Origin of the sequence: Bacteroides sp. BFG-606, from assembly GCF_024788145.1 — a bacterium.
Taxonomy (GTDB): Bacteria; Bacteroidota; Bacteroidia; order Bacteroidales; family Bacteroidaceae; genus Bacteroides; species Bacteroides vicugnae.
The window spans coordinates 986378-1011384 of record NZ_JANUIL010000001.1 but is presented as its reverse complement, the minus strand read 5'-3'; the positions used below and the strand labels follow the sequence as shown (position 1 = coordinate 1011384).

The window sequence follows — 25007 nt, the reverse complement described above, 5'->3', positions numbered from 1 at the left end:
TCCCGACACACCTCCTTTATGTATACTAAGAGAGATTTATATTATCAAATTAGTTTTTTATACAGCGTATAGGAAAACCACGTTTGGGGGTTATTCCATATTTAGAATAAGTTATTCCGTAGCTATTATTACTAAAAGTAATATTTCCTGCCCCTTGGGTTTGCATATCTGTGGTCCAGAGATCGACACCACTTTCTGACCAGCCAAAGCTTCCTGTATGATAGCATTGCCCGGAAGGAATAATAGTAAGTCCGTAAGTATTACGAGGCCCATTTGCCAAGTCAGGGTTCATGTCGGAGTTTCCGGAAGGACTCCATCCTTCAAGACCTGCTAATGCCGACCAAACATTCTTGCAATTCGGATCAGAGTGTTTGTCTCCAAAGTCATCTTCCCATACATCTCCTTCAACAGGAGTTAATTGTTCAGCTACAAAATTTTCTAATATTTTCCACTCTGCTTTACTAGGTAGGTGCCATCCGCTTGGACAGATTCCTTGCACTCCACTTGGTACAGCATCTGCATCCTTTCCCTCTTCATTTTCTTTATTCATTGCAGCATACCAGTTATATAAAACTCCATGTGTTTTGTATATTTCAGTATTTTTTGCGGCATTTACATCTTCACCATCGTAGTCATAAACGAAATAGAGAGGTTCTCCTTCGCAAGTAGCGGCAGCGGCAGGTTTATTCACTTTAGGTAAATAAGCCAGATTTTCAGCCATCCATGTCTGCTCACCGATTTCTACGGTTTTGTATACATGGTTGTCACGTGAATCAACCATTTCTCCTTCGCCAGGTTCAGGAGTCGGTTCCGGTTTTGTCAGAGTGATGTTTACTTCGCTTGTAGCCATTGTTCCCTGATCACCTTTGACGGTTAATTCAATTTTCAGTGCTCCTTCGGCTTGGTTAGCTTCGAATGTATAGTCGTAGCTAAAAGGCACTACAGTAACTTCTGATATAGCTTTGCCTCCTACTTTTAATGTTACATTTGAGATTTCACCAAAATCAATCGTAGCTTCTCCTTTGATTGTCATTTTTTCTGCAATGTTTACCGTAGCTCCTTCAGCAGGTGCAGATATGGAGCATGTTACATGTTGCTCGGGAGTGGGGTCGTTGTTGTCGTCACCACAAGCAATTAGTCCTAAGACTGCGAATAAAAGGAATCCAAACTTTTTCATAAATGTATTTATATTTAGTGAGTAATAATATAATAGTTAGTCTTTGATACAACGGACAGGGAGACCTACTCCCGGATTGAATTCTGCATTGGTTACAAATGTGTGAAGGTCTGACCACAAACGTACGGTGATACCGAATTCAGGTCCCATTTGTACTCCAGCTGTCGAACTCCACCAGCCAGCACTGTAGCAGGAATGCATCCAGTCTTCATCACCTGCACATGCACGGAATCCGATGGGTAAACCATTGAACAAGGTTGCATTATTCTTTTCCATTTCAACACCAACCCAAGTTGGTTGTGGTTCTATTTCTGTATATTCTGGCAGCATCCACATCGTTGTTGAAGCTAAAGCTTTTGCTATTGCTGTTTCGTCTACCTGGCCATCACTCATAATAGCGGCCATGCCGGAGTCTAAAACATATTTAGATAATGTCTGCCATTCTTTCTGTGAAGGAATATGCCATCCGTCAGGACAAACGCCTTTTATATTCCGCGTCTCATTTTCTCCCGATGCTATTTCACTTTGAAGTGCGGCAGGCAAGTTATAGTAGGCTCCATAAGTTTTCAAATAAGCTTTTCCAAGTTCTGTTTTTGCATCATTATCAAACATTACGTAATATCTTGGTTCGGTTGAGGACACATCAAACTGTTGCTCTGGTAGATAGCGTAAATTTTCTGCCATCCATAACTGGTCTGCAAGTTGTACGGTTTTGTATGTATTTCCATCACGGGTATCGGTTAGCACTTCTCCATATTGAGGGGGAGCAGGTCTGTCACCAAGTTCTGTTGTGACAGTAATAGTTGCCAAAGCACTACCTTCGTGATCTCCTTTAACTGCTAACTCAATTTTCAGTTCTCCCGGTTCGGCATCTTTGGAGAAGGTATACTCATAATAGAATGGAATTGAAGTGATGTCAGTGATAATCTCTTCCCCGACTTTCAGTTCTGCAGAAATGATTTTACCATAGTTTGTAGTCCCTTCCCCTCTGATAATCAGTTTGTCTGACATAATAACGGTTGCGCCATCAGCCGGCATAAATATTTCACAGCTTATCTGCTGATCCGGAAGTATTTCTCCTCCTCCGCCTGCTGCATTATTATCATCTTTACAGCTTGCACCAAGTAATCCTAATGCCACAATAAAGCTGGTTAATAGTATCTTTTTCATATGTTATTGAATTATGTCTTCTTTAAAAAGAATACAGTTGATAAAAATGGATAGATTGTCTATAACTTTCTGTAGTTCTGCATCTTCATATACCCGGAAAACAAAACCAAAAGGATCACTTTCTTTTATTCCCGAAAAAGCGAAAACGAATGTACCGTCTGTTAACATTACAGGGCCTAATGAGATTGTTACGGAAGGGTCTTTTACATAATATAGATCAGAGCTAAGAATTTCGAATGAGAGATATGAGTTGTTTGCGAAGACTCCCAGATTTTGTCCGGCTTCAAGCGCCAGGCAGTTATCTACAGCTTTGGCTTTCAGTTTATAGGGCAAGCCGGTTAACATGTTTGAAAGCTGATATGTTCCGTTTTCCAGTTTTTCAATCGTAACATCTTTCAAACCGTAATTCATCTGTCCGTCTGAAAACATTCCTTGCCATGTTCCAATAAGCTCGTCCACATCATATTGTATCACCTGATAAGAAGTCGATCTGTCTTTAGCTGTCACGTTGACAATAGCTCCTCTCATTTTCCCGGAAGTGTTTTCTTTTATTTTGAAATTTATTCCTTTCGCATTCTGTTCAAATGATAACCAGCTTTGAGCTTCTGCGGGTATGTCTATTACATAATCGAAAGAACTTTGTAATTTTATAGGTAGCGTAGCTACTTTATTGTCGGTGCGGAGCATCCACTCATCTTTACCGAAGATGAAAACAGCTCCGGATTGATTGATATTGAATGCCTTTTTTTCTACTCCGTTACTGATTGTCAATAAAGCGTTTCTACCAGAGTATCCGGTGTTTTCTTTTACTTCGAATACTACTTCATTGGGGTTTACTTCTTTCAGCACACACCAGTCGGCATCAACATCTGCTGTGATATTCCCTGTTGATTGGAGTTGTATATACCCTTTTCCACCGGGGGCCTGGAAATTAGTATTTACAGCTTTGATTTCTAACTTGGATTCGCTGCTTTCCGTATCATTGCATCCCGCTATTGCTATGGTGCAAAGTACAAATAAGAATATATTAAAAAACTTTCTCATAATTGTATTAATTACCTTCGTTTTCTTTTACCATTAAGATTGAGTTATACCAGCTCCAGTAACCTATTAGCCCCGAAGTTGAATATTCATCGGATGAATAAGCCCAGATTATCAATGACGTATTTTCTTGGCTTGCTTTATCCGCGAAGTAGAAAGTGAAAGGATTGGTTTTCACCGTAACATTTACTAATCCACTGCGTAAGCGTGAAGGCAAACTTAATTCTGTGTGAGCGTATCCTTCTACACCTGCCGCACACGCAAAGTAGTAAGACGATGAAGAAGCCGGACTTATACTTTGTGAATCTAAAGTCAGTTTCCCACTGGCTTTGTCATACAGAAGAGTGAAGTTGAATCCGCCAATACTTTTCAGTGTATAACTTTCTCCTCTGACTTTAGGAGTGATGGTTACAGATTGTGTAATCGGGCCTTCATCGTAATCGTCAACCGTTGCAGTGTAGGTACCGATATAGTCTTCGTATTGCGGATAATTTTCGGGATAATACTCTTTTAATACAATATCCGTTGCATCTGCATCGGTACAAACAAATAGCCTGGACTTTTTATCCCATTTGAAGTGCTGGACTTCAACTCCGTTGACATTATATGGAGACTGTAACTTCAGCCCTTTTTCTGTATAAATATATGGTAAACTTTCTGCACTGCTATAATCGGTACTGTAAACGGAGAATGTGGACATTGTGCCATTGTCGCGTATAAAGTAGTTCAGTGCTTGGTCCCCTTTCTCCATGCGATATGTATTCAGAAAAGCATCTTTCTCGATGTTAATGATATCTTCAAGCTGGATACGCCATGGTATGTCTTTGGGCATAGGCGTCATTTCCATTATATTTTTATATTTTTTTCCTTGTAGAATAACCTTGTCGGGAGTTGCGCTCATGATAATAAACTCATAATCTCCTCCCACGTTCATGTTCAGGCCTAAAGGACCTGAAAACATGTGGATCAGCTGGTTGTATGAGTCGAAAGTGAGCATAGTGCTTTGTTCCGATTTAACTTGATATAGGGAGGTTATTATGGTACCCGGCTTGTAACCTTCTGCTCCTGCTTCCGACGCCATTTCTACCTGTTTTCCGTCAAATTTCATAAGTAGAGTGACTGCACCTGCAGAATAGTTGCTTCCTATGTAATATTCCAGTTTCCATCCGTTCGGAACATCTTTAAGAATCTCCTGGCATTTTATTACATCGGCTGTAGCTCTGTTGGCAGATGATTCGTCGAATATTTCTTCTTCAGAGAAAAGACAAGATTGTAATACAATGCAAGTCAATGCCAGAAGTGTGTATATTGATAGATATTTCTTCATAATTTTCATAGTTTATTCAATAATACTTAAGTCTACATTGCCGTTTGCTATATCATCCTGGCGGCGTAGAACGATGTCGCGTAATTCGTCCAGATTGATTCCCCAGGTTTGTTCCATATAACTATAGACTATTTCGAATTTCTGTTTGATAAGTGCACGGCCACGTTCACCGGCACTCTGTAACATATTATTCCAGTAGCTTTCTGTATTTGTGACATACACTGCAATGTTCTCGACAAAATCTTCACGCGATTCACTCATTGCATAAGAAGTGACAAATCCTTGTTGCCATGCGTTACGGTTAGCTCCCACCATATACCAATCGCTGCCGATATAGGCATTTTCTGTGATGCGATCAAATGCTGGATCATAGTTTTTGGTTTGATGCAGGATGTGGGCGAACTCATGGTGCATTGTCTGGAAATAATATTCGTTTAGCAGATTGATATCTATTTTATCAGGATTGATGTCATTTACATTGTATAATGTAATTTTCATGCCTCCTTCAGCCGTTCCTAATACCATGGTTCCATTGTCTTCATAGGCAGGAGAGCCGATAAAGTGAATGGTCTTGGGGATGTATTGACGTAAAAAGTCTGGATTACCGGTCGCTTCATCGTATGCTTCCAGCCATACATGTTTGATAATTTTAGCCAGTACTACGGATTTCTTATAGTCGGCAGGAGCTAATATATGTGTCATGTCGCTCTCGTTATCTTCCATGCGATATTTCAATGCGATATTATATGGATGGGTGTAATTGCCCAATATCCAGTTATCGAATAGGCTGCGTTCTACTTCCTCTGTAGAGAAGATGCTGTTTGCTTTGTCCACGTCCTCGTCGTTGTTGCAAGCACCCAGTCCACAGGTTAATGTCATGATTAAACTATATATGATGTATTTCTTCATATTTTTCCCTCCTTAAGTTAGTTAGTCATTTCTTGGATTTGGTTGCATACCTGCTGTAATGACACTGGCTGGTAGTTGAATAGCACGTCTGGGATCATTCGTGTCCATCTTGTCGGTGATATTCACTAAAGTATAACCTTCATAGTAGCGGCGGTAGATTACGATACCATAGCGTTTTATATCTTGCCATCTAAGTCCCTCTTCTAAAGTTAGCAGGCGTCTTGCATGTAGAATACAATGTATCAGATTCTCTTGCATGCCTTTTTCTATTACAAAATCCGGATGTAATTCCTTCTTTACCGTCGGAGCTTCCGGCTTGTAATATTTTAGTTGAGCATAAAAATCATTGATTGTTTCTTTGGTTAGGGGCCGCGTATTTTTCGTAAAGGCTTTCTGCCAGACATCTATATCGGCTGCAGCTTCGTCGTAACGCTTTAGTAATGTGTAAGCTTCAGCCCGGCAAAGCAATGCTTCATCGGTAGTGAAAGCAGGATACAGCATATAACCGATCCAGCTGTTGCCTGATGTGAATTGCTGATAGATGACTAAACGGCGGAATCCGTTTTTGATAGAGCCACCAGGCGCAAATGGAATTTGATGGTAGCTTGACTGGTCTCCCCATGGACCTTCGGATTTACAACTTTCCGAGGCAGTAATATTATTCATGCAGTATCTTTCACAGTTGGCATAACCCGGATCGGAAACTAATGGCCAATATGAAGCTGCTGATATAACCAGTAGATTTGCCCGATTATCTGCATCTACATAAGCGTTCGGCTGTATATTCTTGTTGGGAGATAAAGCTCCTAATGCAGCCCAGTCACGTAAATATTGGGAAGCATTTGTGCCGAGTACTATATTGGCATAATTGATAACCTTCTGGCAGTTAGAAAAATCCGGCTGTGTGTAATATAGATAAAAGCGGGCAGCAAATGCATAGGCAGCTTTTTTATTAAAATGATATTTCACTCGTGAGTAAATATTGTCGTCGATTAGAGGCAATCCTTCTTCTAAATCGGCTGCGATATTTTGGTAGACTTCGGCAACTGTTCCACGTGAGTATTGTGGATTTACAGATGTTTCTGGTTCCTTTATGTAAGGTATACCTAAGTCTTTATCTGCATTTGTACCATATGCTTTGCAGAATGTCGTAGCTAATATGAAATGATTATATGCGCGACATATTAAAGCTTCCCCTTTTTGCGCTGACAATGATTGAGGGTTTCCCATTTGCTCAATAGCTGCCAGAGCTTGGTTGGCTGATGCAATCGAATTATAACAATCATTCCATAAGGCATGAGGTGAGTCTTGATTCTCTTCAGTGGTTTGCTGCCAGCGATACAAGTGCTCATTTAACCGGAAAAGATAGCTGTATGCTTTACTATTTTCATCAATGTTGTCACTGTAGAATTCTCCTATGTGACAATTGGTGGTCATAGGGTATGCAGATACCAATACTTTGGTAATACTCTCTTCGGTAGTTAGTTCTGTTCGGTTATCCGGCATTTCATCCAAAAAATCGCTACAGGAGGTTGTTCCCAGGCATAAGGTTGAAATGACTGCTGTATATAATACGTTTTTGTATTTCATCATTTTTATAATTATCTGAATGGTTAAAATCCTAATCTAAGAGTTAATGTGAACTGACGGGGCACAGGGGAGGCAACTCCACCGGTATTGAAAAATTCCGGGTCCTGTCCGTTTAGCTTTTTATCTGCGTAAATTAGGAATAAATTGGTAGCCTGAAGTTTTAAAGATAAATTGGATATCTTTGCTGATGTAATCCATGATTTGGGAAAATCATAGGACAAGGAAATCTCCTTCATACGAATAAAGTCTCCTTTGGCAATTCGTTCTGTAGAGTAATTATAGGCATTATATGCATACATCAAATCTTTATTGTCTTCATATTGACGTTTGGAAATGATGGCAGGGATATTGGTATGCTTCTCATCACCCGGAACTGTCCAGCGATTTTTGAATTCACGGGGCATAGAGGATAAGTCACTGTATTGATAGTTGAAGCATGGATTTAAACGTACTACATTACCAAATGAATAGGTGATAAATACATTTAACTTGAATGCTTTATAGGTGAAGATATTACCAAAGCTACCTGTTATAGTAGGATCAGTGGGACCTTCATATTTTAGATAGTCTATATTGTCACGTGTTTGAAAATCAATATCCGTACTGGTTATTTTTCCATTGATATTATACATAGGGATACCATTTGAACTTAGACCGACAAATGGGATAGAGAACAAACCACGTACCGGGTAGCCCTGACGTGCAAAACCATAACCTGAAACCAGGTCCATCACGCTTGATCGGGCGTTAAGTTCGGTCACTTCATTTTTTGCTTTGGAAAAGATGAAATCCGTGTTCCATGAGAAGTCTTTCGATTGGATATTCTTGCTTGAGATGGTGAATTCAATGCCATGTGACTTCATGGAGGCTATATTGGCATATTTGTAGATAGAACCACCTACTCCCTGTGTTGGAGTTATACCAATCAGGTCATAGTTGTTGCGTTTATACCAGTCGATTGAGAAGTTGATCCGGTTGTCTAAGAATCCCATGTCAGCACCGATGTTTAACTCATGCTTCTTTTCGTAAGTCAATTCACTATTTTCGGGGTCGGATACATAAAGTCCGGTTTCCTGTCCGTTAGTGAAAGGGCGAAATGGAGAATAGCTGGTGATTATGGCATGTGAATTCGTTACATATTCCGGACCTCTGTCGGCCGTTAAAGAATAAGATGCTTTGAATGTTAAATGTGACAGCACAGAACTGAATGTTTCAAAGAATTTTTCTTCATGTACATTCCATGCTCCTGATATATTCCATGTAGGCAACCATCGGGAAGAACGGCTTTTTCCCATACGGTTGGTGCCTTCATAGCGGAATGTTCCGTTTATTGTATAACGGCCATCATAAGAATAGGTTGCATTGGCAAAACCAGCTACACTCCTTGTTGTGGTATGGTTTAATCCATAATAGTTTTCACCGGACTCAATACCTTTCTTGAAGAATTCATAGACGTACGATGGTATTTCCCCCATTGTATATTGCATTCCCCATCCTTGAAAATAATTTTGCATACGTTTTAAATCATTCACCTCCATGCCGGCGAAAAGATTGGTTATATGCTTTTCTGCAAATAAATGATTCCAGGATGCTGTGGCACGAAAGTCTACTCCTAGCATGCGATAGTCCTTACGTTGATAAATACCGCCTTCCGGCAGTATGCTGATGGGTAAAGCATAAGGATTGTCGGGGTTGGTGTAGAGTAAATTATTGTTGTCACGAATAGTGGCGTCATCCATTCCTGTGCGATATGCTGTTGCCTGATTCGAGTGGTCTTTAATATTATGCTCTTGTGAAGAAGCTTGATATCTGACTGCTCCTAATGCGCTAAGCTCTAATTCAGGAAGTGCTTTCCATTTTACTTCTCCTTGGAATTTAACGTCAACTACGTTTAAGTCCATATAATTGTTATCCAATTCATGAAGGATATTGAATGGTGCGTAGTTGGCTGTATAGTCCACTGCCGGATCCAATGCACGTGATGTGTTTAGTGCATACGAATATGGATTGATGTCAAATTGACGGGTGACTTCTCCACTGGCTGCATTCACTTCTGAACTTAGTGTTCCGGGCGCTTTTTGCTTACGGTAGGAAGCACTAGAGATTAAATTTATAGATAAATTCTTATATATATTATATGTTGTATTTAAATTAGCTGTATAGCGTTTTACTTCACTTTGCTTGTACCAGCCCGGGTCTGACATAGCACTTAATGAAGCATAGAATGAAGACTTTTCTGTTCCGGAAGTGATACTGACAGAATGATTCTGGGTGATGTTGTTGGAAAATAAAGCATCAAACCAATCGGTATTTCTCATTTCCGCTTCGCGCAGGTAAGCATTGCGTGCTTCTGGAGTATTGGCAAGTCCGAATAGCCCTGTAACTGGATTATATTGATTGATCAATTGATACATACGTCCATACACTCCGCTATCTTTTGCACGATAGGTATCGCTATTATTAAGCCATCCTTTTTGTTCCATCTCTTTATAGATTCCCATTTGTTCCTGTGAATTCATAATATTGAATTCTTTATAACTGGGAATCATACGAGTTGTAAACTCACCGGTGTAGCTGATTTTGCTGACACCGGCTTTTCCCTTTTTGGTAGTTACTACAATAACCCCTGCCATGGCTCGTGCACCATAGATAGAGGTTGCTGATCCGTCTTTCAATATTTGAAAGCTTTCAATATCATCGGAGTTCAAGCCGGCAATAGCAGAACTGATTAGAGTTTCTGCATCACCTGAGGATAAATCATCCGGACCTACATCAATTGCATCTTCCATAATTACTCCATCTACCACCCACAATGGCTTTGAACTGCCGAAAATAGATGTGGCACCACGTACTCGGATTTTCGGGGCGGTACCAAATGTACCGGAAACATTTTGTACGGATACACCTGCGGCACGTCCTTCGAGTCCCCGGCTAATATCAGGCAAACCATCTAGTTTGACTTCATCTGCGGACAATTGGTTGGTTGCTCCCGTAAACAGACGTTTATCCATTTTTTGCATACCTGTTACTACTACTTCAGATAGAGTTTGTACATCAGGCATTAATGTAACATTCATAGTCGGAGTAGGAGTCAGATCTTGCGGTTTCATTCCTATATAAGAAAATTGTAACAGAGATTTATTGGATACATTTTCTATAGAAAACTTCCCATCTATGTCCGTTAATACCCCCGACTTACTTCCTTTGATAACAACTGTTGCGCCGATGAGCGGCTGCCCGTCATCACCAGAAATAACTACTCCTTTTACATTAAATACTTTCGCTTGTTTGGAAGGTCCTTTGGTAGTGATTGTGATAAATTGGTCTTCAATATGATATTCTAATGGCTTGTTAGCTAGGATAATGTCGAGAGTTTGTTCTATGCTCTTATCTTTGATGGAGCCTGAAACAGTGAATTTCTTGACATCATCATACGTAAATAGGACTTTGTATCCGGAAAGTTTTTCTAGACGTTTTAGTACGGACGGTAATCGTTCGTTGCTAAATTCAATTGTGATTTTCTTTTGTGATTGTACTTGAGCATTTACCCGATAGGGCTGGAAGCACAATATGCATAGAAAGCACACAATAAATAGGTTCCAATAATTTCTCATACGTTTGTTTTTAATAACACTATTTGAATATGTTTATAATACTAGTGCGTATGAGTTCAAAAAAATAGATACCCCTTTTGCGAATTATTTTTTAAGAAAAGTGATATTTTGCTGTTTCTTGCATAGATTTGTTATACTTATGCAATAAAAACCTAGTCTACGGTGAGCGTATTGCCTTGCAAGGTGACTGTTACTTTTTTCATTCTGTTAAGTAATGAAATAGTGTGCTCTAAATCTTTGGTACGATCGGATATAAAGTGCATTTTATACTCCATTGCTTCTTTGTTTCTGAATTCTATGTTTACATTGTACCAACGTCCCAGATTTTGCATAATATCTTTCAATGTGACATCATCAAAATAGAAATAGCCATCTTTCCAATAGACGTATGAGTCTAGGTCTACTTCCGCTAGAATAAAGTTACCATCAGATTGCAGGTGTGCATCTTCTCCCGGATATAGTCTGGTATATGATCCTCCTTTAGTGTTGCTGATTTCTACTTTTCCATTGATAAGTACTACATGGGTATCTTCGGGCGTATAACTACGTATATTGAATTCAGTACCGAGAACACGTGTCTGCACTGTTTTGGTTTTTACGATGAAAGGCCGCTTCGGATCTTTGGTCACTTTAAAATAAGCCTCGCCTTCTAAAGTGACAATACGTTCGTCGCCAATAAAGGCCGTAGGGTAGACAAAGTTGCTATTGGCATTGAGCCAGACTTCCGTCCCGTCACATAATACTACTTTGAAGCTTTCGCCACGTGGTACGGTGAGTACATGTGTTTGTGTGGTCGTTGAAATCACTTGTCTGTAATCCAGTTCTTTTTCCTCCGGTTTTGAGATCACTTTCTGCGGTAAGGTTTGATTGGTTGATTGCGGTTCGTCTAATACAATCTTTTCTCCGTTATCTTTTTGCAGGGTGATGTGTTGGGGAGTAGTATCAGCAGTGAATACAGTGATTGGTTCAAGTGCAGGAGTTGTCAGGCTGTTGATTAGATAGTAAGTTCCAAATAGAACGGTAACCATAGCGGCTATTCCAATACTTGTTTTCCAGAGGTTGGAGCGCATTCTTGCTGCGTATTGTTTTTTCTTGAATCGTTCTAACTCCATCTCTATATTGGGTAGTTCTATTTCACTTTTTTGTTGCAGGAAAAGACTACTATCCATGATGTCACGACAAGCTTGCAGGGCTTCCTCATCTTTAAGCATTTCCTGCAGTTGTTCGACGTTTATTTCTGAAGAACTCTCCATAATGTCGAGTGCCTTCTCTACAGATTTATCTGTATTATCTATATTGTCAATATCTTTATTCATCACTGTTCGACTGTATCATACTTATTTATATTACGTTTAATCATAAAATAAAGACACCTGATTTATGATTTTTTTTGCACATTCTTCACGTATCACCTGCAATGCTTTCACAATATGCTTCCTGACTGCACTGACACTGATATTCAGTTCCTCCGCTACTTCCTGATATTTCTTACGTTGAATATAGCATTCTTCTAAAATGTGTCTGGTATGTGGAGTCAGCTTTTCCATAGCTTTGCTGATATGCATCATTCTTTCATCCTGCTCCTGATACTCCGTTTCAACATAACTTTTGGTCAGTTCAGAATAGATTTGTACATACTGTTCATGTGTATTCTGGTGTCGCAAAAAGTCAATGCTTTTGTTGCGGACATAAACATATAGATAAGATTTAGCAGTGGCTTTGTCTATTTTAGCATAATTGGCCCAAATAAATTCGAAGGCGTCGCTCACGATATCCTTACTAGCCTCCATATTATTAATCAGATGAAATGCGTAATAATAAAGTTGAGGATAGTACTCTTTAAAAAAGAAAATCAAAATCGGCCTTATCTTCCACGTGCTTTTAAAAGTGTTGAATAGTAAATAAATCGCGTTGCAAATAAACAAATAATAATTGAGAAAAGCAAAATGGCTTTTATTTTATATTTATCGTATCTTTGCGGCATCATATTTTTTGAATCAATATTCATGTAGAACCTGGGAAGTAATAATGGAGAGTGTTTTAATTACAGGCGCAAGTGGTTTTATAGGGAGTTTCATCGTGGAGGAAGCGTTGAAACGAAAGTTTGGTGTGTGGGCCGGAATTCGTCCTACGAGTAGCAAGCAGTATTTGAAGAACCGGAAAATTCACTTTCTGGAACTCGACTTTGCGCATCCTAATGAGCTTCGTGCCCAACTCTCCGGGCATAAAGGTACTTACAGTAAGTTTGATTACATCATCCATTGCGCTGGTGTGACAAAGTGTTCTGATAAAAAGACCTTTGATTATGTGAATTATCTTCAGACCAAATATTTTATAGATACACTGAAGGAACTGAATATGGTTCCGAAGCAGTTTATATATATTAGTACGTTGAGTGTATTCGGACCTGTACGCGAGAAGGATTATACTCCGATAAGCGGAGAAGACACTCCGATGCCTAATACGGCTTATGGATTAAGTAAATTGAAAGCGGAATTATATATTCAGAGTATTCCCGGTTTTCCTTATGTCATTTATCGTCCTACGGGAGTCTATGGTCCCCGTGAGTCAGACTATTTCCTGATGGCAAAGTCCATTCAGAAGCATGTTGATTTCTCGGTAGGTTTCCGTCGTCAGGATCTGACTTTTGTTTATGTGAAAGACATTGTGCAAGCGATATTTCTGGGAATGGAGAAAAAAGTAGTCCAGAAAGCGTATTTCCTGACAGATGGGAGAATCTATAAAAGCCGTGCATTTTCGGACCTGATACAAAAAGAATTGGGTAATCCGTTTGTTCTTCACTTGAAATGTCCGTTAATTGTGCTAAAAGTTATATCTTTGTTCGCTGAATTCATTGCTACACGTTCCGGGAGGAGCAGTACTCTGAATTCGGATAAATATAAGATAATGAAACAACGCAACTGGCAATGTGACATATCCCCGGCGATGAAAGAACTTGGGTATGTGCCCGAATATGATTTGGAAAAGGGAGTGCGTGAAACCATTGCCTGGTATAAAAATGAAGGATGGCTTTAGACTTATTTAAGCGCATAGAAACCCGGAAAGGGTTGTTTGCTGTGGAAAAGATTACACTGATTTATAATCTGTTGACTTCCATACTGATTCTGTTCCTGTTTCAGCGGATGGATCATCCATGGCATATGTTGCTGGATAGGGCTATGATTGCAGCAATGACTTTTTTACTGATGTATCTTTATCGTCTTGCCCCCTGTAAATTTTCAGCATTTGTGCGTATTGTCATTCAGATGAGTTTATTGTCTTACTGGTATCCGGATACTTTCGAGTTCAATCGTTTCTTTCCGAATCTGGACCATGTGTTTGCAACTGCCGAACAGTTTATTTTCAATGGACAGCCTGCTATCTGGTTTTGTCATACATTTCCGCATCTTATAGTTAGCGAAGCATTCAATATGGGATATTTCTTTTATTATCCGATGATGCTGATTGTGGCTCTGTTTTATTTCATTTATAAGTTTGAGTGGTTCGAAAAAATGTCTTTTGTTCTTGTCACTTCTTTCTTTATCTATTATCTGATTTATATATTCGTTCCTGTTGCAGGACCTCAATTCTATTTCCCTGCTATCGGAATTGATAATGTATCTAAAGGTATTTTTCCGGCTATCGGTGACTATTTCAATCATAATCAGGAGTTACTTCCCGGACCGGGGTATCAGCATGGATTCTTTTATAATTTAGTGGAAGGTTCGCAGCAAGTAGGGGAACGTCCTACGGCGGCATTCCCCAGTTCGCACGTCGGTATTTCTACTATTTTGATGATTATGGCATGGCGTGGCAGTAAGAAATTGTTTGCTTGTCTTATACCTTTCTATATGTTGCTTTGCGGGGCAACCGTATATATTCAGGCACATTATGTGATTGACGCCATTGTGGGATTTTTCTCTGCATTCCTATTGTATGTAGTTGCGACCTGGATGTTTAAGAAGTGGTTTGCACAGCCGATGTTCAAGTAGAAAATAGGAATATACTTCTGTCTTTTGAAACAGGTAATCTCCATCCGCAGGAGTCAGAGTTTGCGGATGAAGATGATGGTTTATAATGGATTAAAATTCCGAATTCTCTTTACGCTGGGAAGTGATTTCTTCAAATATGCGGAAAAGTTCTTCCTTTGTTTCTGCCCGTAGCATGGCGATGCGTGTGTTACGGAAATTAGGTATTCCTTTGAATAGTGGGCTAGCGGCCAAATGACGGCGTACGTGGAGAATACCTCTGCGTTCATCGAGCAAATCCACACTGTCGATCACTTCCTGACGAAGCACTTCCATGCACCATTCGAAACTTAGCGGTGGTAATTCCTCACCTGTCTTCAGATAGTGTTTTATTTCCTTGAATATCCATGGTCGTCCGAAGCTGGCACGACCAATCATGACAGCATCTACTCCATAACGGTCAAAACACTCTTTGCAGCGTTGAGGCGTCGTCACGTCACCATTACCGATAATAGGAATATGCATCCGTGGATTATTCTTCACTTCGCCTATCAGCGTCCAGTCGGCTTCTCCGGTGTACATTTGTGCACGGGTGCGGCCATGTATAGTCAGTGCAGCGATGCCGCAATCCTGTAGCTGTTCTGCCAACTCTACAATTACTTTGTTGTTAGCATCCCACCCCAGACGGGTTTTGACCGTTACGGGGATTTTCACCGCATCTACTACCGCACGGGTGATCTCCAGCATCTTGGGGATATTCTGTAACATACCTGCTCCCGCTCCTTTTCCGGCTACTCTTTTTACCGGGCATCCGAAATTGATATCCAGAATATCAGGTTGTGCCTGTTCCACAATCTTGGCAGCTTCCACCATCGTTTCCGTATCTTTTCCGTATATTTGGATGGCAACCGGACGTTCGGCATCACTGATACTTAGTTTCTGCGCGGTCTTGCTGACAGCACGTATCAGTGCGTCGCTTGATACAAACTCGGTGTATACCATGTCTGCTCCAAATTTCTTGCACATCAGGCGGAAAGCCGGATCAGTCACGTCTTCCATGGGAGCGAGTAGGATGGGATATTTACCCAGATCTATTTGATCTATCTTCATATATAGTATTACTGCTAATTATTTGTTTTTTTATTGGTTGCTTTATATTTCTGCTTCGGATGGTTAGGGATTCCGGGATATAGATGTTCGATTGTTCCATTTTTTATCATCTTGGGAATAATCTTATTTGCTATATAATCAATCGTTCGATCGACTTTCTTAGCTATTTCATTTATGGTGATATAATCCTCCGCAATAGACATTATTATGGATTGGAGTTCTTCAAACTTGAGTCTTTTTGAGGTTCCAACCTTTGTACCGGAATTCTCTATATTGTTCTCCGAGGTTCCAACCTTTGTACTGGAACTCTCTATATTATTCTCCGAGGTTCCAACCTTTGTACCGGAACTCTCCATATTATTCTCCGAGCTGTCAACCTTTCCCTCGGATTCATTAATATGGTATTTCGTTCCCCTGCCATTTCCTGCTGAAATCAAGAATCCTTCATTACAAAGTTTTTTCAGCATCTTTGTAATATCCGAACGATGTTGTGGAACGACATATTGTAATTGAGTGTTATTGATTTCGCTTTCACTATAACAAGTGACCAAAACGGTTAATTCATCTTGTGTCAGTGTTTCAATCTTTCCATCAAACAACTTTTTTAGTTTGATGACAGTGTCATCCGGTAATAAACTAATCATCGGTAGAGTTAATTCTACCTTGTCCGGACGATTAAATTCCTCAACATACGGTTTCTGCCAGTTAGCTTCTCTCCAACCTTTTATAATCTTGTTCACTCCGCTTCCTGCTTTCTCTGAAAAACCGATGAGCATGAACATTTTTTGCAATGCTTTATTGCGGCATACGCTATCTCCGCCTGAATAATATTGCGTTTTACTGACCAACATCGTTCCGGGGTTCTTGAAGCGGTATTTATCTACCCATTGTTCGACAACAATGTTCCCTTCTTCCGAGAAGTCGCAGTGAATAAGCGTATTGATAAATGCTTCGCGTATGGCAATGTGCGTGGGGGGGCGTCAATGCGTATACCATTTCTTATTTGGAAAGGTTTAGGCAATATGGCTGTTAGTTTGGGATATACTTTACGGTAGAACTGAAAGAGATTCGCTTCCCAGGTTCCGTCCGGACAAATGCGATCCGACCATCTAAGAGAATCGTCTGCTCCCAAATGTTCCCTGTAGTCGGGAAAATAATTGGGGGCACATTCAGGATCAGTGATACTTTCTGTTTTTCCGAACATAAGTATTCCGGCTAAAGTGAATCCTTCTTCTTTGGTATGCCGGTCTTTGCGATATGCTTCCAGCTTAGTGAGGAATTCTAAATCATTCAGACTAAGCCAAGGATGAGACGGTTTCAGATTAGCGAAGAGCTGTCTATATTGCGTCAAAGTTTCCTTGTCGATATCTTCCATGGAATAATTGCATAAAATCCTTGAATCCCGTGGATGACTTTCGTCCGAATCGGCAATCATACGTTTCACTTCAGCATCTGTACATTTATAGTTTCCTTCGTGGTTACGTTTAAATGTATGTCCGCTAAATGGATTTTTTGTTCTATAAATAGGGCGTTGCGTGCGACTGGCCCTGGGGACATAGATGAGAAGAAGATTTCTTTCTTTATAACAACCTTCATATAAGTCATTGTCTGAAAGTAGATTCTCGTTTACGCACTCCGTGTTATTAATCTGATTCCAGAAGTCTTTTTTGTACTGGCTGATTTGCTCTTTAGTCAGTCCTTCGATGATAAATTGCTGTTTATGCTCTTTCACTCCAAGTATAATGACTCCTCCGTCTGTGTTGGCAAAAGAAGAATAAGTATCCCACAAACTATTGGGAAGACCATCTTTGGCAATTTTGAATTCCAGATCTACAGCCTCCTCTTTTTGTATAAGTGAGTCTATATAGTCGGTAAAATCCCACTCTTCCAAATTGTTGAGTACGATTGGTTTCTTATTTTCCATTTCTTCTTTCTGCTTTATTCTCTGCAAAAATACGGATAAATTCGTACCTTTGCATACTTCTATCATATTTAATGATTATCAGACAATAAGATGAATATAAAAGATTTTGAAATAATGGCTCCTGTCGGTTCGCGTGAATCTCTTGCTGCGGCTATTCAGGCAGGTGCCGATTCTATTTATTTCGGTATAGAAAACCTGAACATGCGTGCCCGTTCGGCCAATACGTTTACGATTGATGATTTGCGGGAAATCGCCCGTACGTGTGATGAACACGGAATGAAAAGTTATCTGACGGTCAACACGATTATCTATGATAAAGATATTGCATTGATGCACACCATTGTCGATGCAGCCAAGGAAGCCGGTATTTCTGCTGTGATTGCTGCTGACGTGGCGGTGATGAATTATGCCCGTCAGATAGGGCAGGAGGTACACCTTTCTACTCAACTGAACATCTCCAATGCAGAGGCTTTAAAATTCTACGCACAATTTGCAGATGTGGTAGTATTGGCCCGTGAGTTGAATCTGGAGCAGGTAGCCGAAATCTATCGTCAGATTCAGGAAGAACATATTTGTGGTCCGAGCGGTGAACAGATTCGCATTGAGATGTTCTGTCACGGGGCGCTTTGTATGGCTGTATCGGGTAAATGTTACCTCTCTTTACATGAGATGAACCATTCTGCCAACCGTGGTGCTTGTATGCAGGTATGCCGCCGTTCCTATACTGTCCGTGACAAAGAGACGGATGTGGAACTGGATATTGATAACGAATATATCATGTCACCGAAAGATTTGAAGACCATCCACTTTATGAATAAGATGTTGGATGCCGGTGTGCGTGTATTCAAAATTGAAGGCCGTGCCCGTGGACCTGAATATGTACGGACAGTGGTAGAATGTTACAAAGAGGCGATCAAGGCTTATCTGGAAGGGACATTTACCGATGAAAAGATTGCAGCTTGGGACGAACGTCTGAAAACTGTATTCAACCGCGGCTTCTGGGATGGTTATTACTTGGGACAACGTTTAGGTGAATGGACCAGAAACTATGGTTCGGCAGCTACGGAACGTAAGATATATGTAGGTAAAGGTATCAAATACTTCTCTAATATCGGAGTTTCCGAATTTCTGGTAGAGGCTGCGGAAGTCAGCGTAGGCGATAAACTTCTCATTACCGGACCGACTACGGGTGCTCTATTCATGACTTTGGAAGAGGCACGTGTTGACTTGGAATCCGTGCAGACTGTGAAGAAAGGCCAGCACTTCTCGATGAAATCGGATAAGATACGCCCCAGTGACAAACTGTATAAACTGGTATCAACCGAAGAACTGAAGAAGTTCAAGGGACTCGATATTGAGCAAAAAAGAGGCTAACCATTATTTCTCAACTTTTAATTCTCAATTCTCAATTTAAATGAACTATATCTATGAATTGGAAATGAAGGTGCGTGATTACGAGTGCGACCTTCAAGGAATTGTTAATAATGCGAACTATCAGCATTATCTGGAACATACCCGTCATGAATTTCTGACGTCGGTCGGTGTCAGCTTTGCTGCACTTCACGAACAGGGAGTCGATCCGGTAGTGGCACGCATTAATATGGCATTCAAAACGCCGTTGAAAAGCGGAGACGAGTTTGTCTCTAAACTCTATATGAAGAAGGAAGGTATCAAATATGTGTTCTATCAGGATATTTTCCGTAAGAGTGATCATAAAGTAGTAGTGAAATCCACTGTTGAAACGGTATGTGTGGTAAACGGACGTTTGAGTGACAGCGAATTATTCGATAGCGTCTTTGCCCCTTACCTGAAATGAGCAGTTCCGAGGAAGAACAGATTTATAGTATCGCCCTGACAATGGTGCCCGGTATCGGGCACATAGGGGCGAAACATTTGATAGACGGAATGAACAATGCTGTTGATGTCTTCCGCCTGCGTAAAGAAATACCGGAACGTATTCCTGAAGTGAGTCAACGGGTGATAGAGGCGTTGGATTGTCCGCAAGCTGTGATCCGCGCCGAACAGGAATATGAATTTATCCGGAAGAACCGGATCTCCTGCCTGACTTTCCATGATGAGGCTTACCCTTCCCGTTTGCGGGAATGTGAAGATGCTCCTATCGTCCTTTTCTTTAAAGGAAATACCGATTTGAATTCCCTGCATATCATAAATATGGTAGGCACCCGTAATGCCACTGATTATGGTACCCGTATTTGCGCCTCTTTCTTACGCGATCTGAAAACACTTTGTCCTGATGTGTTGGTAGTCAGCGGGCTTGCTTATGGGATCGATATCCATGCACATCGTGAAGCACTGGTCAATGACCTGCCTACGGTAGGTGTTCTTGCCCATGGTCTGGATCGCATTTATCCTTATGTCCATCGAAAAACGGCCATTGATATGCTCGAAAAAGGAGGACTGTTGACCGAATTTCTGTCCGGCACGAATCCCGACAAACATAATTTTGTCAGCCGTAACCGTATTGTCGCAGGTATGTGTGATGCTACGGTTGTTATTGAATCGGCAGAAAAAGGAGGCTCATTAATCACTGCTGAACTTGCTGAAAGCTATCACCGCGATTGTTTTGCTTTTCCCGGGCGGATAAATGATGAATATTCAAAGGGGTGTAATCGGTTGATTAGAGATAATAAGGCTTCCTTACTATTATCGGCTGAAGATCTTGTACACGCAATGGGATGGAATATACCGGCAACTTTTTCCGGGAAAGTAAATGTGCAACGTAGTCTTTTTCCCGACTTGTCCGAAGAAGAACAAAAGATTGTCTCTATCCTGGAGAAACAGGGGAATTTGCAGATTAATTCTCTGGTGGTAGAAGCAGATATTCCCGTACATCAGATAAATGCTATTCTTTTTGAATTGGAAATGAAAGGAGTAGTTCGTGTATTAGCAGGAGGAATGTATCAGTTATTGAATTAACTCGTATAGACTAACCTTATATATGGATATAAAAAAAGGAGCAACGCCTTGCTCCAACCTTTGTTAACCTTAAATCTAATACTATGAAAAAAATCACATGACAAATGTATGTCTTTGCAAACTAACCTCCAAATAATTCTGTCGTATTTGTTTCTCTTTTAATTTCTTTCACTGATTTTCACTGTTATCGTACACGGTGCGCTTTTGATGGCTAAAGTAGGATGCTTTTGAGATAAGTAATAGGGAGGAAAGTAAGTCTTCCTGAATATCATTACAGCTTCTGGGAAAATTAGAAAATAAGGTCTGAATATAAGTGTTTTCTTGGTTTAAAAGGAACACCCCGTTGGTTTTAAAGGAACGATGCTTTGGTTTTAAACCAACAGGGCGTTCCTTTTAAAGGAAAGATTTTGCTATATTATAAGTGCTGTGCAATAATTGCAATGTCAAATATTGGAAAAATAAAATGATGGCTTAATTGGTTGATAATTAACTTTGTATGGATAAATAGTTCTTTATATTAACGGCAAAATCCCAAATGACTTGACAAACGCTTTTTGATGTTGTATATTTGTAGTACGAAAGAAACAATGAAACGACAAATTAAAACTTTAAAAACGAAATGAGACGAATCTTATCTTTTGCTGTATTAGCTGCATTGTACTTCCCCGGATGTACGACCAGTAAAAATGCAGTGCGTTGTCTGAGCCGATGGATTAAAGACTGTAACCCGTTGACCAAAGAGCTTGTACCGACCGGTTATATGCCGTATAATCATCGTTATCTGACGATGAAACAGTATAAGATTATAACAAAACATCTAGGAGATCCTTATGAGGATTAGGGTATAGACGACCCGATGAAAAGCTTGAGGCTGCAACCTTTTATAGGGTTTGCAGCCTTTTTTGTTGCATAAATTCAATGTAAATCCTTCTGAAAGCTACATTCGGGTTTTTAATAAACTTGGATACCGTTTTTAATAAACTCCTTAAGAATTTATTAGAAACTCAAAAGTTGTTTATGCAGAAAAGATAAACTTTTTTCGGTGTCCTGAAATGAACAGTATGAGAAGTTTCTTTATTGAATTCTTTGTGTGGTTAATAATTGTGACATTTGAGGGCGTTTTATCTAACAAGTATGGAACTTGTGATAATATGTTTCTCAAACTGGTAATGTTGGTAGTAGTGTTTGAGCTGTATTTTGAAATAACTTCCTTGTTGAGAAATTGTGGAGCTTTAACTAAGACTTAATAAGTTTGCTTGAAATTTAGGCAGCTATATACTTTATTGTACAAATGATTATATATAATAAAGTATATAGCCACATATCATTATCTTTAATGACTATACTATATCTTTTAAATTTACCTCTAATGTATTAGCGATTTTTACAAGAGTACCAATAGTGAAGTTTGTTCTTCCTTTCTCTATTCGAATGACATTATTGTATTCTATTTCAAGCTTATCTGCAAACTCTTGAATAGATAGATTCTTACTTTCTCGTAATCTTCTAATTCTAGTACCTATCTCATTTAATGTTTTTTGTTTATCGAGCATAATTTCTGTCATATATGATTGTTTTCAAAGAAAAGTATTTATATTTGCATATCTACAATCATATATGATTGTATTGTGGATTTTAGTGTTGAACATAAAATATTTAGCAAAGTAATAACAATAAAAAAATGATGAAATGGATACTCTTAAATTGCATTCACACTTTGAAAATTTACTGTATGTGGGAAGAAGCGTGCTCACTAATACAAGTAGCCGCATTCAAAGATTATTTTTTAAAAAAGAGATGTGTATATATGAATACTTGTTTAAGGAGGAAGCGAGTAAAGGCATTGAGATTGTAGTGGACAATGCTGTCTTAGTTTGTGTTTTGGAAAATGATATCTGTAATAAATCTATTCTTTATCTTAATGACTCCACTAATATAACATCTTATATTAATTATTGCAATAGTAATTTTGAATATGATAAACTCCGTGATAGATGGATTATGCCTGATGGTTATCTTACCCTTTTTATACCGAATGATGACTTTGAAAAGCGATTTGCATTCGTGCAAACTTTAGTATGAATGAACTTTGTGAAGTCTTTGGATTCTTAAGGGGATATATCTTTGAACATTAGACAATTTGATTTGTTATTTATACTGTTAAGATGTGTGTAGTAGTGTTTTGCTTTCATTATGATGTAAAACATCTATTTTTACCCGTTTTTTAAAGCCTGTTTTTGACTATATGTCAAAACAAACCTTTATATTTGTATATGTGAAGTTAACCAAAGAAAAAATCACTTATTATTGGCTATGATGAAAAAGGAAATCAAATTCAGTCTTGTTTATCGGGATATGTGGCAATCTTCCGGTAAGTATCAGCCTCGGGTTGACCAGCTTGTACGTATAGCTCCATTGATTGTTGAAATGGGCTGTTTTACAAGAGTTGAAACGAATGGAGGTGCTTTTGAGCAAGTGAATCTATTGTACGGTGAAAATCCTAATAAAGCCGTCCGTGCTTTTACCGCACCTTTTAGAGAAGCGGGCATTCAAACGCATATGCTCGATCGTGGATTGAATGCATTGCGTATGTATCCCGTTCCGGCGGATGTGCGTAAATTGATGTATAAAGTCAAGCATGCACAAGGGGTGGATATCACCCGTATCTTCTGTGGACTGAATGAGACGAGAAACATAATTCCCTCCATTAAATATGCTTTGGAAGCAGGCATGATTCCGCAGGCAACTCTTTGCATCACATATTCTCCGGTACATACCGTTGAGTATTATGCCCGGATTGCCGATCAGCTGATTGAGGCCGGTGCACCTGAAATATGTTTGAAAGACATGGCAGGTATCGGTCGCCCCGGTATGTTGGGGCAACTGGTCAGGACTATCAAGGAAAAACATCCGGATGTATTGATACAATATCATGGTCATAGCGGACCGGGATTGTCTATGGCATCTATTCTCGAGGTTTGCGAAAATGGTGCGGATATCATTGATGTGGCTATGGAGCCCATGTCTTGGGGCAAAGTGCATCCGGACGTGATCTCGGTACAGGCAATGTTGAAAGATTTAGGATTCCAGGTTCCCGATATCAATATGAAAGCATATATGAAAGCCCGCGCGATGACGCAGGAATTCATAGACGATTTTCTGGGTTACTTCATGGATCCTACCAATAAATATATGTCTTCACTTTTGTTGAAATGTGGTTTGCCGGGTGGCATGATGGGGTCTATGATGGCAGATTTGAAAGGGGTACATTCCGGTATCAATATGATATTGCGGAGTAAGAACGAACCTGAACTTAGTCTTGACGATCTGCTGGTAATGCTTTTCGACGAAGTGGAGTATGTGTGGCCTAAGTTGGGTTATCCTCCTTTGGTGACTCCTTTCAGTCAGTATGTGAAGAATGTTGCATTGATGAATCTTATGCAATTGGTAAAAGGGGAAGAGCGCTGGACAATGATAGACAACCATACCTGGGATATGATTCTGGGTAAGAGTGGACGTCTGCCGGGTACGCTTGCTACGGAGATTATAGAATTGGCGAAGTCTAAAGGATATGAGTTTGTCGATACTGATCCGCAGTTGAATTATCCGGATGCTCTGGATGATTATCGCAAGGAAATGGATGAGAATGGCTGGGAGTATGGAGAGGATGACGAAGAACTTTTTGAACTGGCTATGCACGATCGTCAGTATCGCGATTATAAGTCGGGTGTTGCCAAGAAACGTTTTGAAGATGAATTACAACATGCTAAGGATGCATCCATGGCAAAGAGTGGTTATTCCGAGGAAGATATCAAGAAGCTGAAGCGTGCCAAGGCGGATCCGGTTATTGCTCCCGACAACGGGCAGGTGCTTTGGGAAGTTTCCGTGGAAGGACCGTCCATTGCGCCATTCATCGGACGTAAATATCAGCATGACGAAGTCTTTTGTTACCTTTCTACTCCATGGGGAGAATATGAAAAGATTCTGACCGGATTCACTGGACGGGTGGTGGAAATATGTGCACAGCAAGGTGCTACCGTACGTAAGGGAGACGTTATCGGTTATATTCTGCGGAGCGATATCTTTGCGTAAGATTTTCATGTGAGTTAGACTATAGGTCACTTTATAAATAAGTCAGGCTGCAATCTGTGATGAGGTTGCAGCCTGACTTGTTTGTAGGCATTCAGTGTAAAAGTTATAGGAGGATTTTTATCTGTTAGAATTTCGATGGCTATCCATT

At 39.9% G+C, this 25007-nt stretch carries 18 protein-coding genes and 2 pseudogenes; 8 read left to right on the top strand and 12 right to left on the bottom strand.

Going from position 1 to position 25007, the window contains the following annotated elements; genetic code table 11:
* Positions 1 to 49 precede the first annotated feature (49 nt).
* The 9 genes and pseudogenes from NXV01_RS03870 to NXV01_RS03830 form a co-directional block, all read right to left on the bottom strand.
* Positions 50 to 1177 carry an FISUMP domain-containing protein gene (locus NXV01_RS03870; protein ID WP_258978783.1) on the bottom strand — a complete coding sequence of 376 codons (1128 nt, stop codon included), beginning with the start codon at positions 1175 to 1177 and terminating at the stop codon, positions 50 to 52.
* A gap of 36 nt (positions 1178 to 1213) precedes the next feature.
* Positions 1214 to 2347: an FISUMP domain-containing protein gene (locus NXV01_RS03865; RefSeq protein ID WP_148366885.1), complete on the bottom strand. Its 1134-nt coding sequence runs from the start codon at positions 2345 to 2347 to the stop codon at positions 1214 to 1216.
* A 3-nt stretch (positions 2348 to 2350) separates the two neighbouring features.
* On the bottom strand, positions 2351 to 3391 hold the full coding sequence (locus tag NXV01_RS03860) for a BACON domain-containing protein (protein WP_259021750.1): 1041 nt from the start codon (positions 3389 to 3391) through the stop codon (positions 2351 to 2353).
* A 7-nt stretch (positions 3392 to 3398) separates the two neighbouring features.
* On the bottom strand, positions 3399 to 4715 hold the full coding sequence (locus tag NXV01_RS03855; protein WP_259021749.1) for a DUF4302 domain-containing protein: 1317 nt from the start codon (positions 4713 to 4715) through the stop codon (positions 3399 to 3401).
* 12 nt (positions 4716 to 4727) lie between these two features.
* Entirely contained in the window at positions 4728 to 5624 is an 897-nt protein-coding gene (locus NXV01_RS03850) for a putative zinc-binding metallopeptidase (protein ID WP_259021748.1), read from the bottom strand.
* A 21-nt stretch (positions 5625 to 5645) separates the two neighbouring features.
* The gene (locus tag NXV01_RS03845) at positions 5646 to 7214 is read right to left on the bottom strand and encodes a RagB/SusD family nutrient uptake outer membrane protein (RefSeq protein ID WP_148366906.1); all 1569 of its coding nucleotides are present in this window, start codon (positions 7212 to 7214) and stop codon (positions 5646 to 5648) included.
* Between the two features lie 23 nt (positions 7215 to 7237).
* A complete protein-coding gene (locus NXV01_RS03840) occupies positions 7238 to 10828 on the bottom strand; it encodes a SusC/RagA family TonB-linked outer membrane protein (protein WP_259021747.1) in 3591 nt (1196 codons plus the stop codon).
* 152 nt (positions 10829 to 10980) lie between these two features.
* Positions 10981 to 12144, bottom strand: a complete 1164-nt coding sequence (locus NXV01_RS03835) for a FecR family protein (protein ID WP_148366881.1) — start codon at positions 12142 to 12144, stop codon at positions 10981 to 10983.
* Between the two features lie 36 nt (positions 12145 to 12180).
* Positions 12181 to 12812: pseudogene (locus tag NXV01_RS03830) on the bottom strand (RNA polymerase sigma-70 factor).
* Between the two features lie 44 nt (positions 12813 to 12856).
* On the opposite strand from NXV01_RS03830, the gene NXV01_RS03825 reads away from it, so the two are divergent.
* A complete protein-coding gene (locus NXV01_RS03825) occupies positions 12857 to 13864 on the top strand; it encodes an NAD(P)-dependent oxidoreductase (RefSeq protein WP_148366880.1) in 1008 nt (335 codons plus the stop codon).
* A complete protein-coding gene (locus NXV01_RS03820; protein WP_148366879.1) occupies positions 13855 to 14820 on the top strand; it encodes a phosphatase PAP2 family protein in 966 nt (321 codons plus the stop codon). The genes NXV01_RS03825 and NXV01_RS03820 overlap by 10 nt, the downstream gene beginning before the upstream one ends.
* Positions 14821 to 14910: 90 nt before the next feature.
* Here the strand turns inward: NXV01_RS03820 and dusB are convergent, their stop codons facing one another.
* Both dusB and NXV01_RS03810 read right to left on the bottom strand, forming a co-directional pair.
* On the bottom strand, positions 14911 to 15906 hold the full coding sequence (gene dusB / locus NXV01_RS03815; RefSeq protein WP_217720834.1) for a tRNA dihydrouridine synthase DusB: 996 nt from the start codon (positions 15904 to 15906) through the stop codon (positions 14911 to 14913).
* 14 nt (positions 15907 to 15920) lie between these two features.
* Positions 15921 to 17896 (bottom strand): annotated as a pseudogene (locus tag NXV01_RS03810) (RNA-binding domain-containing protein).
* A 24-nt stretch (positions 17897 to 17920) separates the two neighbouring features.
* Here NXV01_RS03810 and NXV01_RS03805 point away from each other — a divergent pair.
* The 4 genes from NXV01_RS03805 (at position 17921) to NXV01_RS03790 (ending at position 21608) form a co-directional block, all read left to right on the top strand.
* Complete coding sequence (locus NXV01_RS03805; RefSeq protein WP_217720836.1) at positions 17921 to 19204, top strand: peptidase U32 family protein; 1284 nt, start codon at positions 17921 to 17923, stop codon at positions 19202 to 19204.
* A 40-nt stretch (positions 19205 to 19244) separates the two neighbouring features.
* Complete coding sequence (locus NXV01_RS03800; protein ID WP_148366876.1) at positions 19245 to 19646, top strand: thioesterase family protein; 402 nt, start codon at positions 19245 to 19247, stop codon at positions 19644 to 19646.
* The gene (dprA, locus tag NXV01_RS03795) at positions 19643 to 20767 is read left to right on the top strand and encodes a DNA-processing protein DprA (protein WP_259021745.1); all 1125 of its coding nucleotides are present in this window, start codon (positions 19643 to 19645) and stop codon (positions 20765 to 20767) included. The genes NXV01_RS03800 and dprA overlap by 4 nt, the downstream gene beginning before the upstream one ends.
* 619 nt (positions 20768 to 21386) lie before the next feature.
* Complete coding sequence (locus tag NXV01_RS03790; RefSeq protein ID WP_004324036.1) at positions 21387 to 21608, top strand: DUF4248 domain-containing protein; 222 nt, start codon at positions 21387 to 21389, stop codon at positions 21606 to 21608.
* Positions 21609 to 22107: 499 nt separating this feature from the next.
* Here the strand turns inward: NXV01_RS03790 and NXV01_RS03785 are convergent, their stop codons facing one another.
* Complete coding sequence (locus NXV01_RS03785) at positions 22108 to 22332, bottom strand: helix-turn-helix domain-containing protein (protein ID WP_004322957.1); 225 nt, start codon at positions 22330 to 22332, stop codon at positions 22108 to 22110.
* Positions 22333 to 22456: 124 nt separating this feature from the next.
* Here NXV01_RS03785 and NXV01_RS03780 point away from each other — a divergent pair, with 124 nt between their 5' ends.
* A complete protein-coding gene (locus tag NXV01_RS03780; protein ID WP_164727300.1) occupies positions 22457 to 22849 on the top strand; it encodes a hypothetical protein in 393 nt (130 codons plus the stop codon).
* Between the two features lie 234 nt (positions 22850 to 23083).
* Positions 23084 to 24859 (top strand): oxaloacetate decarboxylase, encoded by a 1776-nt coding sequence (locus tag NXV01_RS03775; protein WP_259023429.1) that lies wholly within the window; start codon positions 23084 to 23086, stop codon positions 24857 to 24859.
* Positions 24860 to 25007 lie beyond the last annotated feature (148 nt).

Excerpts from the sequence above, each read along its gene's own strand:
- NXV01_RS03870 (WP_258978783.1), bottom strand. The coding sequence starts at position 1,177 with ATGAAAAAGTTTGGATTCCTTTTATTCGCAGTCTTAGGACTAATTGCT.
- NXV01_RS03865 (WP_148366885.1), bottom strand. The coding sequence starts at position 2,347 with ATGAAAAAGATACTATTAACCAGCTTTATTGTGGCATTAGGATTACTT.
- NXV01_RS03860 (WP_259021750.1), bottom strand. The coding sequence starts at position 3,391 with ATGAGAAAGTTTTTTAATATATTCTTATTTGTACTTTGCACCATAGCA.
- NXV01_RS03855 (WP_259021749.1), bottom strand. The coding sequence starts at position 4,715 with ATGAAGAAATATCTATCAATATACACACTTCTGGCATTGACTTGCATT.
- NXV01_RS03850 (WP_259021748.1), bottom strand. The coding sequence starts at position 5,624 with ATGAAGAAATACATCATATATAGTTTAATCATGACATTAACCTGTGGA.
- NXV01_RS03845 (WP_148366906.1), bottom strand. The coding sequence starts at position 7,214 with ATGAAATACAAAAACGTATTATATACAGCAGTCATTTCAACCTTATGC.
- NXV01_RS03840 (WP_259021747.1), bottom strand. The coding sequence starts at position 10,828 with ATGAGAAATTATTGGAACCTATTTATTGTGTGCTTTCTATGCATATTG.
- NXV01_RS03835 (WP_148366881.1), bottom strand. The coding sequence starts at position 12,144 with ATGAATAAAGATATTGACAATATAGATAATACAGATAAATCTGTAGAG.
- NXV01_RS03825 (WP_148366880.1), top strand. The coding sequence starts at position 12,857 with ATGGAGAGTGTTTTAATTACAGGCGCAAGTGGTTTTATAGGGAGTTTC.
- NXV01_RS03820 (WP_148366879.1), top strand. The coding sequence starts at position 13,855 with ATGGCTTTAGACTTATTTAAGCGCATAGAAACCCGGAAAGGGTTGTTT.
- dusB (WP_217720834.1), bottom strand. The coding sequence starts at position 15,906 with ATGAAGATAGATCAAATAGATCTGGGTAAATATCCCATCCTACTCGCT.
- NXV01_RS03805 (WP_217720836.1), top strand. The coding sequence starts at position 17,921 with ATGAATATAAAAGATTTTGAAATAATGGCTCCTGTCGGTTCGCGTGAA.
- NXV01_RS03800 (WP_148366876.1), top strand. The coding sequence starts at position 19,245 with ATGAACTATATCTATGAATTGGAAATGAAGGTGCGTGATTACGAGTGC.
- dprA (WP_259021745.1), top strand. The coding sequence starts at position 19,643 with ATGAGCAGTTCCGAGGAAGAACAGATTTATAGTATCGCCCTGACAATG.
- NXV01_RS03790 (WP_004324036.1), top strand. The coding sequence starts at position 21,387 with ATGAGACGAATCTTATCTTTTGCTGTATTAGCTGCATTGTACTTCCCC.
- NXV01_RS03785 (WP_004322957.1), bottom strand. The coding sequence starts at position 22,332 with ATGACAGAAATTATGCTCGATAAACAAAAAACATTAAATGAGATAGGT.
- NXV01_RS03780 (WP_164727300.1), top strand. The coding sequence starts at position 22,457 with ATGGATACTCTTAAATTGCATTCACACTTTGAAAATTTACTGTATGTG.
- NXV01_RS03775 (WP_259023429.1), top strand. The coding sequence starts at position 23,084 with ATGAAAAAGGAAATCAAATTCAGTCTTGTTTATCGGGATATGTGGCAA.